Here is an 11,948-nt window from a genome sequence, read left to right on the forward strand (position 1 = left end):
ATAACCCTTATTTTGTTACTGTTACTTGTCCAGTGCCTTCAAGACCTTGTCGGTAATGTCGATGCGCGGGCTGGCCCACAGGGCTTCCTGCAGCACGATGTCATATCCTTCGATATGCGCCATCTGCTGGATGATGGTGTTGGCTTTTTCGGCAATGGCGCTGCGCTCTTCGTTCGTGCGCTGGCTCAAGTCTTCGCGAAATTCGCGCTGGCGGCGTTGCAGCTCCTTGTCCAGCTCGAAAAACTCGCGCTGGCGCTTGGCGCGCTCAGCCTCGCTCAGGGTGGGCATGTCCTTTTCCAGGGCTTCGTTGGCCACCTTGAAGCGGCTGCCCAGTTCCTGAACGGCTTTTTCGCGCGAGCGAAACTCTTCGGCCAGCTTGGCGCTGGCCGCTTTGGCCAGCTTCGACTCGTTATAGATACGTTCGCTGCTGATCCAGGCGATCTTCGACTCCTGAGCCAGCGCCTGCACCGGCAACAGCGAACTCCAGCACAATGCGATCACGGCAAGGGACTTGGGCAGGGTAGCGGATGCGGTGTTCATGATACTCCATGGTCAAAAGGTAAAAGCTGTCGCCCCGGTTCAGATGGCCGGTTAGAAACCGGTGCCCATCTGGAACTGGAAGCGCTCCAGGCGGTCTGTGGGCTTGGCGTTCAGCGGCTTGGCATAGCTCAGCTTGAGCGGGCCCACCGGTGAAATCCAGCTGATGCCCAAGCCAGCAGAATAGCGCAATTGCGAGATCCGCATTTTTTCGCCTTCCTGGTAGACCTGGCCGCCGTCAAGGAAACCAAACCAGCGCAAGCTGCGGTCATTGCCCGAACCGGGGAATGGCATCTGCAGTTCGGCGTTACCGATCAGGCGCGAAGCGCCGCCCAGCGCATCGTTGGTGCTCGGTTCGACCGCGCCCAGCGAGGAACTCAGGTAACCGCGCACGGAACCGATGCCGCCACCGTAGAAATTCTTGAAGACCGGATACACGTGCTTGCCGATGCCATGGCCGTAATCGATCTCGCCCTTCAGCGCCAGGGTGACCTTGCTGAACAGCGGACGGAAATACTGGTGCTCATAGATGGCACGGAAGTATTTCTGGTCGCCGATCACGTCAGCCTCCAGGTTGATGCGCTGGTAGCGGCCGATCGATGGCGTCAGGGCGCTGTCGCGGCTGTCGCGTTGCCATGCCGCCGTCAGCGGGATGGAGTTCGTAGTGGCCGAACCGATACCGTCGGACGGGCCGCCATTGTCGATCACATACTGCTTGAAGCGGACCGGGCTGGTGATGTCGGTTTCGATGCGCGAGCGCTCGGCGCCGATGCCGAAGAAGACGGTGTCGACTTCCGAGAATGGCACGCCGAAACTGACGCGGCCACCGGTTTGCTTGATCTTGTAGCTGCCGATGTTCAGCGCCGGCGGTTCCGTCGTACGCAGGTAAACTTCAAAGCTGCGCGAAATGCCATCGTCCGTAAAGTACGGATTGGTTTGCGAAAACGCAATCGTGCGGCTGTAGTGGCTGGTATTGAGTTCGATGCCGACCGTGTTGCCGCTACCGGCGAAGTTGGCCTGCGAAATCGATGCCGACAGGGTGAACTTCTCCGATTGCGAAAAGGCGCCACCGATCAGGAAGTTACCCGTTGGTTTTTCCACCACCGTCACGTTGACGTCGACCTGATCGGTCGTGCCCTGCGCTTCCGGCGTGTCGATGGTCACATCCTTGAAGTAGCCCAGGCGGTCGACGCGGTCGCGCGACAGCTTGATCTTGTTGCTGTCATACCAGGACGATTCGAACTGGCGGAATTCGCGGCGGATGACTTCATCGCGCGTGGTGGTGTTACCGGCGATATTCATGTGGCGCACGTACACGCGCTTGCCCGGATCGATGAAGAAAGTAAAACCCACTTCATGCTTTTCACGGTTGATTTCCGGGTTGGCGTTGACGTTGGCGAAGGCATAGCCGAACGTGGCCAGGCGGTCCTGGATGCGTTTATTCGTGGCCGTCAGGCGCGCACCAGAGTAAATCTCGCCTTCGCGCATCAGGTTCAGGGCCTTCAGCTCCTCTTCGCGGCCGAACATCTCGCCTTCGAACTTGGTGCCGGCGATCTTGTACTTTTCACCTTCGGTTATATTGATCGTCAGGTAGATGTCTTTTTTATCGGGCGTGATCGACACTTGCGTGGAATCGACCTGCATCTCGATATAGCCGCGGTCCAGGTAGTAGGACTTGAGCGACTCGATGTCGCCCGTCAGCTTGGTCTTCGAATACTGATCGGCTTTGGTGTACCAGCTGAACCAGCCGCCCGTATTCAGGGCCAGTTGTTCGCGCAGTTCCTTGTCGCTGAAAGCCTTGTTGCCGACGATGTTGATCTGCTTGATGCGGGCCACGTCGCCCTCGTCGACGGCGAACACCACGTTGACGCGGTTACGCTCGATCGGCGTGACGGTGGTGGTGATCTTCACGCCATACAGACCATGCGACAGGTACTGGCGCTTAAGCTCCTGTTCCGCGCGATCAACCGAAGCCTTGTCGAAAATCTTGGCTTCGCCGACGCCGATTTCTTTCAATGCCTTGACCAGCACATCTTTCTCAAATTCCTTGGTGCCCGTGAATTCCACGGCAGCGATGGCCGGGCGCTCCTCGACCAGCACCACCAGCACGTCACCATCGACTTCCAGACGCACATCCTTGAAAAAACCCGTCGCGTACAGGGCTTTGATGGCGGCGATACTCTTCTCGTCGGAGAACGTTTCACCGACGCGCACCGGCAGGTAGCTGAAAACAGTACCAGCTTCAGTACGCTGGATCCCTTCGACCCGGATATCCTTGACAGTAAACGGCTGAACGGCCAGCGCATGGCCGGCACACAAGGCCATGACGGCGGCGCCGATCAGGCTGCGACGAAAGGAAGGCAAGGCAAAACGAGCAGAATGTAATTTCATTGGGGTTATTCAATGGGTAAATCAATGGACAACATACACAAAAGATTGCTTGTGCGACTCACGCAATGGCATCAACCACCGCCCTAATTCAGCAATCGCAACACGTCATTAAAGACGGCAAGCACCATCAAGGTCAGCAACAAACCGATCCCCAGGCGCTGGGCAATCTCGCCTACGCGCTCCGGCAAGGGGCGTCCGGTCAAAACTTCCAGCGAATAATACAGCAAATGCCCGCCATCCAGAACAGGAATGGGTAGCAAATTCATCACGCCCAGACTGATACTGATGAAGGCGATGAAGCTCAGATAGCTTACCAGGCCGATGCGCGCTGTCTGGCCCGCGTAATCGGCAATGGTAATGGGCCCCGTCACATTCTTCAGTGAAACCTGACCGGTGATCATTTTACCCAGCATTTTCAGGCTCATGACACTGGTATCCCAGACCTTGGCGGACGCCTTGCCCACGGCAGAGAACGGTCCGGAGGCCACGGTGATCATATCCGGCACCTGCCCCAGCTTTGCCTGGATCTTACCAACTGTTACAGCTCCCTCTGTCCCGGCGCCCGGCACGGCGTCCGGCGTAATGGGCAAGGTCAGGTCCTGGCCCTGGCGCAAGAGTTGCAATTGCAAGGTCCGGCCAGGCGACTGGCTCAGGGTGGCGATGACCGCCGCCACATCGTGCACGGGCTGCTCGTCGATGGCCAGAATCTGGTCGTTTTTCTGCAGGCCGGCGCGCGCCGCGGCGCCACCGGGCATGATTTCCATCAGCGTGGGCGCGGAACGGGCCAGGGTCAGGCCCAGCTTGCCCAGCACGTCGCCTTCCAGGTCGGTTTCCGTCAGGCTGGCCGTCGGCAAGCTCGCTTCCTGCTGGCCACGGTCAGGACGGCGCACTTCGATGCGCGCCGGCTGCTTGTCGAGGGTGGCCTGAATCAGTTCCCAGCGCAGCTCGGACCAGCTGGCCACGGTCTTGCCATTCACCGTTTCAACCGTATCGCCGCTGCGCAAGCCAGCCGCATAGGCGGCCGTCTGCTCGGCCACGGGACCGAGCTTGCTCGACGGCTCTTCGATGCCATACATGAACAGACCCGCGTACAGCACGATGGCGACGAGGAAATTGGCCAGCGGGCCGGCGGCAACGATGGCAATACGGCGCCACACGCTCTGGCGCGTGAATTCACGGCGCAATTCGCTTTCCGGCAAGTCACTGAGGTCTTGCGCGCGGCTGTCGAGCATGCTGACATAGCCACCCAGCGGCAGCGCGGAAATCGCCCATTCCGTCTGGTCCTTGCCAAACTTGCGCGAATACACCACTTTTCCCATGCCAATCGAGAAACGCAGCACTTTCACGCCGCACCAGCGCGCCACCAGATAGTGGCCCAGCTCGTGCAAGGTAATCAGTGAACCGAGCGCGACGATAAAGGCCAGCAAGGTGGTAATGAGCGTCATGCGGCCAGCCTTTGGGCGATATACGCGTGTGCCGCCGATCGGGCCAGGCGGTCCTGCTCCATCACGGCCTCGATACTGGAGGCGGCGCCATGCGGCACCGTCTCGATCACATGCGCGATGACGCGGTCGATCTGGCGGAAGCCGATCTGCTCGTCGAGGAAGGCTTGCACGGCCACTTCATTGGCCGCGTTCAGCAAGGCCGGCGCCGTGCCGCCCGCGCGCAAGGCGTCGAACGCCAGCGCCAGGCAGGGGAAACGGCGGAAATCGGGACGTTCGAACTGCAGGGTGGCCACTTGCGCCAGGTCCAGCTGCGCCACGCCGGAAGCGATACGCCGCGGATAGGCCAACGCATGCGCAATCGGCGTGCGCATGTCGGGGTTGCCCAGCTGGGCCAGCACGGAACCGTCGATATACGACACCATCGAATGGATCACGCTTTGCGGATGGATCAGCACTTCGATCTGCTCGGCCGGCGCGCCGAACAGCCAGTGCGCTTCGATCACTTCCAGGCCCTTGTTCATCATGGTGGCTGAATCGACGGAAATCTTGCGTCCCATGGCCCAGGTCGGATGCTTGCACGCCTGGTCCGGCGTGACCGTGTCGAGCGTCTCGACGTCGCGCGTGAGGAAAGGGCCGCCGGAAGCCGTCAGCACGATTTTCGCCACGCCTGCGGCGCCTGGCGTGCGGCCATGGGCATGCGGCATGCATTGGAAGATGGCGTTGTGCTCGCTGTCGATGGGCAGCAGCACGGCGCCGTTATCGTGTACCGCATCGATGAACAGCTGGCCGGACATGACCAGCGCTTCTTTATTGGCCAGCAATACTTTCTTGCCAGCACGCGCCGCCGCCAGGGTGGGCGCCAGGCCGGCCGCGCCGACGATGGCCGCCATCACGCCCGTCACTTGCGGCGCGCTGGCGATGGCGCACAGGGCTTCCACGCCGTACTCGACTTGCGTATCGACGCCCTGCCCGCGCAGCAAACGCGTCAGTTCAAGGGCGGCGTCTGCCGTGCCGACGACGGCGCGCTGCGGACGGAACTGCAAGCACTGCGCGGCCAGTTCGGCCACGCGGCTATGCCCACTCAGCGCATACACGCTGTATTGCTCGGGATGACGCGCGAGCACGTCCAGGGTAGACACGCCAATCGAGCCGGTCGCGCCAAGGATGGTGATGTATTGCATGAGTTTCCTTAAAGCCAGCTGGCCACGAGGGCGGCAAATGGCAGGACCGGAATCAGCGCGTCGATACGGTCGAGTACACCGCCATGGCCGGGCAGCAGCTTGCTGCTGTCCTTGATGCCGGCGCGGCGCTTCAATTGCGATTCAAACAGGTCGCCGACGATGCTGGCAGCGACGACCAGCAGCAGCACCAGCAAGGCCACCAGCGACCCGCGGCGCAATTGCAGTTGCACGGCGAAGGTGTCTTGCAGAACCGGTAGCGATGGCGCGGCAACGATGGTGATGGCGGCGATGAGCAGTACGGCAATCCCGCCGCCGATGGCGCCTTCCCAGGATTTCCCTGGGGAAATACTTGGCGCCAGCTTGCGCTTGCCGAAAGCCTTGCCCGAGAAGTAGGCGCCGATATCGGCGATCCACACGAGGGCCATGACGGACAGCAGGAACAAAGGGCTATGCAGGAACAAGGCGATGATGGCGACGAAGCAGCCGACGATGGTCACCGGGTACACCAGGCTGAGCAAGGTATTGCCCAGGCCTTCGGTGGGCGGCAAGCCCGTCGCCAGCGAGGGCACAAAACGGATCAGCCAGATAGCCACGCTCAGGGCAAACCAGAAATTGAGCTGGGCCATGCCGTTAGCGACAAAAAAAGTATACGCAAAGGCGGCAGTCCAGACGGCAGCAATCAGCAGCGCCTGGCGATTTTTAAAAATGCGGAAACTTTCCCAGACGGCGGCGCCGAAGAACGCCGTGGCGATCACGGCGAAGGCGGGGAAATAATTCAGATACAGAACCGGCAGCAAGACCGCCAAGAGGACCAGGGCGGTGATTATCCGTGTTTTCAGCATCAGTTTGTCTTTTCAGTTAATTGCGCGCTGGTACGGCCAAAGCGCCGTTCGCGCTGCTGGTAAGACGCGATTGCCGCGTCGAGGCACTCGTCATTGAAGTCGGGCCAGAAAGTCTCGGTAAAAAACAGCTCAGTGTACGCCAGTTGCCACAGTAGAAAATTGGAAATGCGCTGCTCGCCGCCCGTGCGGATGAACAGGTCAGGCTCGGGCGCATAGGCCATGGCCAGGTGCGGCGCCAGTTGTTCTTCCGTGTAAGCCTGTCCGGCGGGCTGGCCGTTGGCGGCAGCCTCGACCGTCATTTTGTTGACTGCCTGCATGATGTCCCAGCGGCCGCCATAATTGGCGCAGATCGTCACCGTCAGACGCGTGTTGCGCGCCGTCTTGCGTTCCGCATTGGCGATCAGGGTTTGCAGCTGGTCATTGAAGCGCGACAGGTCGCCCACCACCTTCAGGCGGATGTCGTTGGCATGCATCTTGACCACTTCGCGTTCCAGCATGGTGACGAACAGGCGCATCAGCATCGACACCTCTTCTTCCGGGCGACGCCAGTTTTCCGAGCTGAAGGCAAACAGGGTCAGATACTCGACGCCCCGTTCGAGGCAGGTCTCGACGACACCGCGCACGGCGTCAGCGCCCTTGACGTGGCCAGCCACGCGCGGAAGGAAGCGTTTGGTTGCCCAGCGGCCATTGCCATCCATAATAATTGCTACATGGCGCGGCACCGTGCCCACCTCAGGTACTGCCGTTGTCGAACTCGAATAGATCATGAAAACACGAATACCAAAAATAAAAGATAACTATTATGCGCCAAATAGCACTGCCCGGAAAAGCCATGCTTTCCCGGGCAGCGTCAAAGGACTGAAAACTAGACTGTCAGCACTTCTTTTTCTTTGTCGACCACCATCTTGTCGATGTCGGCAATAAACTTGTCCGTCAGCTTCTGCACTTCTTCCGACGAGCGGCGCTCATCGTCCTCGGAGCAGGCCTTTTCCTTGACCAGTTTCTTCAGCGACTCGTTCGCATCGCGGCGAATGTTACGTACGGCAATCTTCGCGTCTTCCGCTTCGGTCTTGACCAGCTTGACCATTTCCTTGCGACGCTCTTCAGTCAGCGGCGGCGTCGGTACGCGGATCAGATCACCCTGTGCCGATGGATTCAAACCCAGGTCAGCGTCGCGGATGGCTTTTTCAATGGTGTTGGCCATCTTTTTTTCGTACGGCTGCACACCGATGGTGCGCGCGTCGATCAGGGTCACGTTGGCGACCTGGGTCAGCGCCGTCGGCGAACCGTAGTAATCGACCATCACGTGGTCCAGGATACCCGTATGGGCGCGGCCGGTACGCACTTTGGCCAGATCGGCCCGCAGTGTTTCCAGCGACTTCGTCATGCGTTCCTGGGTGTTCTTTTTAACGTCTGCTAAGGACATTACTGTACTCCTTGTCTTGATAATAATGAATATTTCTACTTCGCTTGCGATGAAAACACTAGCTCAGTCGGGAGTGCCGAAAACCGTTCAGGGCAAGGCGCGGCGCCGACGACGCTACGAATAGTACATAACGTGGATCAGGCGCTGCAACGCAGCCATGGACGGTTTCTCGGTGCTCCTTATTTCTATACGTGCACCAGAGTGCCTTCATCTTCGCCCATGATGACGCGCATCAGCGCGCCTGGCTTGGTGATCGAAAACACCTTGATCGGCAGTTTCTGGTCGCGGCACAGGGCGAATGCGGTCGCATCCATCACTTGCAGGTGCTTGGCGATGGCGTCGTCAAACGTAATCGTGTGGAACAGGGTGGCGTTCGGATCCTTCTTCGGATCGGCCGTGTAGACGCCGTCGACCTTGGTGGCCTTCAGGACGATCTCGGCACTGATCTCGGAACCGCGCAGGGCGGCTGCCGTGTCGGTAGTGAAGAACGGATTGCCGGTGCCGGCGGCGAAGACAACCACTTTGCCTTCTTCCAGGTATTGCAGGGCTTTCGGACGAACGTACGGCTCGACAACTTGTTCGATGCCGATGGCCGACATGACGCGCGCGACGATGCCGACGTGGCGCATGGCATCGGCCAGGGCCAGTGCATTCATCACGGTGGCAAGCATGCCCATGTAGTCGGCGGTGGCACGGTCCATGCCTTGCGCACCAGGCGCGACGCCGCGGAAGATATTGCCGCCGCCAATCACGATTGCCAGTTCCACACCCAACTTCGCCACCTCGGCCACATCGGCCACCATGCGCTCGATCGTGGCGCGGTTGATGCCGTAAGGATCATCGCCCATCAGGGCTTCGCCGGACAACTTGAGGAGGACGCGCTTGTAGGCTGGTTTTGACATGAGCTGGGGCTCCATAAATGAGGTTATTCGAGTATGACATGGCGCAGCGCCTTGCAGCGCCGGATAGGCGCGCGGGGCTGCCCATGCCGCCGCCCGGCACGACAGGTGCGGGCGGGCCAAAAAAACGGGCCTCTCGGCCCGCTTTACTTACGCTCCCTGGGAGGCAGCCATCTGTGCTGCGACTTCTGCTGCGAAGTCGTCTTGCTTCTTCTCGATGCCCTCGCCTACCACGTACATGGCAAAACCTTTGACGCTGGTGTTAGCCGCCTTCAGCATTTGCTCAACCGACAGCTTGTCGTTTTTCACGAAAGCCTGGTTCAGCAGGGAGACTTCTTTCAGGAACTTCTGTACGGAACCTTCCAGGCGTTTGGCCAGGATTTCCGGCGATTGCGCTGGCTTGCCTTCGGCGGCCGCTTTGGCTGCGTCTTCTTCGGCTTTCAGTTGTGCAACCGAACGCTCTTTTTCGATCAGTTCCGCTGGAACTTCGTTCGAAGACAGCGACACTGGCTTCATGGCAGCGATGTGCATGGCCACGTCTTTGCCGACTTGCTCATCGGCACCGTCGAATTCAACGATCACGCCAATGCGCGCACCGTGCAGGTACGACGCCAGCTTGTTGCTGGTTTCGAAACGCTGGAAGCGGCGGATGGTCATGTTTTCGCCGATTTTGCCGATCAGGGCAGCACGCACTTCGTCCAGGGTCTTGCCATCGAGTGGCAGGGCCAGCAGGGCAGCGACGTCAGCCGGGTTGTGTTCTGCTACCAGACGGGCAGCGTTGTTGGCCAGTGCCAGGAAATCGTCGTTTTTCGCAACGAAGTCGGTTTCCGAGTTCACTTCAACCAGGGCGCCTACGCCATTGGCGATGTAGGTTGCCACGACGCCTTCAGCGGTGATGCGTGCCGATGCTTTCGATGCCTTGCCGCCCAGTTTGACGCGCAGGATCTCTTCCGCACGCGCCATATCGCCTTCGGCTTCGGTCAGTGCTTTTTTGCATTCCATCATTGGTGCGTCGGTTTTGCCGCGCAATTCGCCTACCATCGCTGCTGTAATCGCTGCCATGTGTTTCTCCTGATTCGGTGAGTCGATAGTCGCGGCCGGGCATGCATGCCTCGCCAGCGGTCCCTATCGTTTTTTTGTTAAAAAAAAGGGGGAGCTGCTGCCACCCCTTTTCCCTTACTGCTGCGCTTACAAACGGCTATCTCGCGATAGCCTGGCCATTAAGCCTGTTCGTTCACTTCGACGAATTCGTCGCCAGCGGCTGCTTTAACCATTTCAACAACTTCGTTACCGGCAGCTGCACGGCCTTCGATGATTGCATCAGCAACACCGCGAGCGTACAACATGATGGCTTTCGAGGAGTCATCGTTACCTGGGATCACGAAGTTCACGCCTTCTGGGGAGTGGTTGGTATCGACAATGCCGATGACCGGGATACCCAGTTTAGCTGCTTCGGTGATCGCACCTTTGTGGTAACCGACGTCCACGACGAAGATTGCGTCAGGAATGCCGCCCATGTCCTTGATGCCGCCGATCGATTTTTGCAGCTTGATCATTTCGCGGGAGAACATCAGCGCTTCTTTTTTCGACAGCTTTTCGATCGAACCGTCTTCAACCATGACTTCCATGTCTTTCAGACGCTTGATCGAGGTTTTGATCGTTTTGAAGTTGGTCAGCATGCCGCCCAACCAACGTTGATCAACGAAAGGCACGCCAGCGCGTTGTGCTTCAGCGGCGATGATTTCGCGCGCTTGACGCTTTGTGCCAACCATCAGGATGGTGCCACGGTTTGCAGCCAGTTGACGCACATGCTTCATTGCGTCCTGGTACATCGCCATGGTTTTTTCCAGGTTGATGATGTGGATCTTGTTGCGATGGCCGAAGATGAACGGTGCCATTTTTGGATTCCAAAAACGGGTTTGGTGACCAAAGTGGACACCGGCTTCCAGCATTTCGCGCATTGTTACGGACATTATTAACTCCAGGGTTGGGTCTGGAATCCGATCAGTCACCATACAGGCACCCTTGTCGACCGGATTCGCGTGTTTATATTAATTAAAGACACTGTTTTGCTGCATTGCTCAAAAGAGAATTCAAGCAACCCGGGATTCTACACCGAAATGAGCGCCACATCAAGTCCGCACTGCAAATCGCCCGCTCTGCGGAAACGCCCGATGCACCACGCTGGTGCAAGGCGTGGCCGCGCCGCCGCTTCATCCCCATTTCCCCACACATCCCTGCCCGGCCATAGGAAGGAGGCGGCGGATTCAGGGTACCTCGTTTATAATTTCGACATATTTGCAGACTTTTCCCCGTACCGCAGGACTCGTCTGTGCTTTTCACCCGTGCTTTTCAGCCGACTATCTTGCAGATTGCGAATTACACCATGCCCACCATCCGTATCAATAGCGCCGCCGACATCGAAGGCATGCGCGTTGCCGGCAAGCTCGGCGCCGAAGTCCTCGACTACATCACTCCCTTCGTCAAGGTCGGCGTCACGACCGGCGAACTGGACCGCCTGTGCCACGAATACATGGTCAATGTGCAGGGCACCATCCCTGCCCCGCTGAACTATTGCCCGCCAGGCTACACGCCCTATCCGAAAGCCATCTGCACCTCCGTCAACGACGTCATCTGCCATGGCATTCCGGGCGACAAGGTCTTGAAGAGCGGCGATACCGTCAACCTCGACATCACCGTCATCAAGGATGGCTACCACGGCGACAATAGCCGCATGTTCCTGGTCGGCACGCCCACCATTCTGACCAAGCGCCTGTCGGAAATCACCTATGAATGCATGTGGCTGGGCATAGATCAGATCAAGCCGGGCGCCCATCTGGGCGATATCGGCCATGCCATCCAGCAGCACGCGGAAAAGGCGGGCTACAGCGTGGTGCGCGAATTCTGCGGCCACGGCATCGGCAAAGTGTTCCATGAAGAGCCGCAGGTGTTGCATTACGGTAAACCAGGCACCCTGGACCGCCTGGATGCGGGCATGATCTTCACGGTCGAGCCGATGATCAACGCCGGCCGCCGCGAGATTCGCGAAATGAACGATGGCTGGACCATCAAGACCAAGGACCGCAGCCACTCGGCGCAATGGGAACACACGGTGCTGGTGACAGAAACCGGTTATGAAGTGCTGACCGTCTCGCCAGGCATGCCGCCACCGCCGGACTTCATCACGCACAAAGCCTGATCCCGCCACCCGGCCAGCCAAACGCACC

At 59.0% G+C, this 11,948-nt stretch carries 11 protein-coding genes; 1 reads left to right on the forward strand and 10 read right to left on the reverse strand.

Annotated elements, in window-relative coordinates; genetic code table 11:
* Positions 1-21 precede the first annotated feature (21 nt).
* The 10 genes from ACQ4W7_RS07475 to rpsB all read right to left on the reverse strand — a co-directional run bounded on the left by ACQ4W7_RS07475 (position 22) and on the right by rpsB (position 10,694).
* Positions 22-540: an OmpH/Skp family outer membrane protein gene (locus ACQ4W7_RS07475; RefSeq protein ID WP_426072873.1), complete on the reverse strand. Its 519-nt coding sequence runs from the start codon at positions 538-540 to the stop codon at positions 22-24.
* Between the two features lie 51 nt (positions 541-591).
* A complete protein-coding gene (bamA, locus tag ACQ4W7_RS07480; RefSeq protein WP_426072874.1) occupies positions 592-2,928 on the reverse strand; it encodes an outer membrane protein assembly factor BamA in 2,337 nt (778 codons plus the stop codon).
* 83 nt (positions 2,929-3,011) lie between these two features.
* Positions 3,012-4,373 (reverse strand): RIP metalloprotease RseP, encoded by a 1,362-nt coding sequence (rseP, locus tag ACQ4W7_RS07485; protein ID WP_436529534.1) that lies wholly within the window; start codon positions 4,371-4,373, stop codon positions 3,012-3,014.
* Positions 4,370-5,554 carry a 1-deoxy-D-xylulose-5-phosphate reductoisomerase gene (gene ispC, locus ACQ4W7_RS07490; RefSeq protein ID WP_426072876.1) on the reverse strand — a complete coding sequence of 395 codons (1,185 nt, stop codon included), beginning with the start codon at positions 5,552-5,554 and terminating at the stop codon, positions 4,370-4,372. The genes rseP and ispC overlap by 4 nt, the downstream gene beginning before the upstream one ends.
* An 8-nt stretch (positions 5,555-5,562) precedes the next feature.
* The gene (locus ACQ4W7_RS07495) at positions 5,563-6,396 is read right to left on the reverse strand and encodes a phosphatidate cytidylyltransferase (protein WP_436529536.1); all 834 of its coding nucleotides are present in this window, start codon (positions 6,394-6,396) and stop codon (positions 5,563-5,565) included.
* Positions 6,396-7,163 carry a polyprenyl diphosphate synthase gene (gene uppS, locus ACQ4W7_RS07500; RefSeq protein ID WP_426072878.1) on the reverse strand — a complete coding sequence of 256 codons (768 nt, stop codon included), beginning with the start codon at positions 7,161-7,163 and terminating at the stop codon, positions 6,396-6,398. The genes ACQ4W7_RS07495 and uppS overlap by 1 nt, the downstream gene beginning before the upstream one ends.
* 98 nt (positions 7,164-7,261) lie before the next feature.
* Positions 7,262-7,822, reverse strand: coding sequence for a ribosome recycling factor (gene frr / locus ACQ4W7_RS07505; protein ID WP_102122155.1), 561 nt, complete (start codon positions 7,820-7,822; stop codon positions 7,262-7,264).
* 185 nt (positions 7,823-8,007) lie between these two features.
* Positions 8,008-8,724 (reverse strand): UMP kinase, encoded by a 717-nt coding sequence (pyrH, locus tag ACQ4W7_RS07510; RefSeq protein ID WP_071077758.1) that lies wholly within the window; start codon positions 8,722-8,724, stop codon positions 8,008-8,010.
* 147 nt (positions 8,725-8,871) lie between these two features.
* Positions 8,872-9,783 (reverse strand): translation elongation factor Ts, encoded by a 912-nt coding sequence (gene tsf, locus ACQ4W7_RS07515; RefSeq protein WP_332858776.1) that lies wholly within the window; start codon positions 9,781-9,783, stop codon positions 8,872-8,874.
* A gap of 158 nt (positions 9,784-9,941) precedes the next feature.
* A complete protein-coding gene (gene rpsB, locus ACQ4W7_RS07520; protein ID WP_219135456.1) occupies positions 9,942-10,694 on the reverse strand; it encodes a 30S ribosomal protein S2 in 753 nt (250 codons plus the stop codon).
* A gap of 413 nt (positions 10,695-11,107) precedes the next feature.
* Between rpsB and map the strand changes: the two genes are divergently transcribed.
* Complete coding sequence (gene map, locus ACQ4W7_RS07525; protein WP_426072879.1) at positions 11,108-11,920, forward strand: type I methionyl aminopeptidase; 813 nt, start codon at positions 11,108-11,110, stop codon at positions 11,918-11,920.
* The last annotated feature ends 28 nt before the right edge of the window (positions 11,921-11,948 follow it).

Source organism: Janthinobacterium algoris, assembly GCF_051380935.1.
Lineage (GTDB): Bacteria > Pseudomonadota > Gammaproteobacteria > Burkholderiales > Burkholderiaceae_D > Janthinobacterium.